This is a genomic window from Bacillus sp. SIMBA_074, assembly GCF_046534555.1.
Lineage (GTDB): Bacteria > Bacillota > Bacilli > Bacillales > Bacillaceae_G > Bacillus_A > Bacillus_A mycoides.
Genome location: NZ_JAWRYM010000191.1, coordinates 1 through 357, shown reverse-complemented (window position 1 = coordinate 357; position 357 = coordinate 1). Strand labels below are relative to the sequence as shown.

Sequence of the window (357 nt, the reverse complement as noted above, 5' to 3'; positions counted from 1 at the left end):
AGCCGCCTTCCCCGCTTGTGCTTGGCCCTGCATGGCCCCCGCTGATGGGCATGGGCATCATGCGCGATAGTGGTTGAGCTACCATCCACCCTTATTTCAGAATCAGGTAGGCCGCAACGGCTAAGCCGCCCACGATCAGCCATGCACTAGGCTTGCCCTGATTTAGCCCCGCCGTGAATTGGGGCAAGTAGCTTGTATCAACAATGGGTTGGCCGTTGCTGGTCACGGCATCGCGGGTAGCGCTTTGCCCATAGGCACCGTTCGCCGCGCCTGCCTTGACCTTTTCTAGCTCTACCCACGCGCCAAGCCCGTTGTCGAGAATGTCGAAAAATCCGTTCACTGTTTGGCCTCCACCCG

At 59.4% G+C, this 357-nt stretch carries 1 protein-coding gene; it reads right to left on the bottom strand.

The genetic code is table 11. The features are described 5' to 3' along the window. Positions 1-91 precede the first annotated feature (91 nt). Positions 92-357: hypothetical protein (locus tag SB773_RS30450; RefSeq protein WP_410593935.1), on the bottom strand; the 266-nt coding region annotated here is incomplete at its 5' end.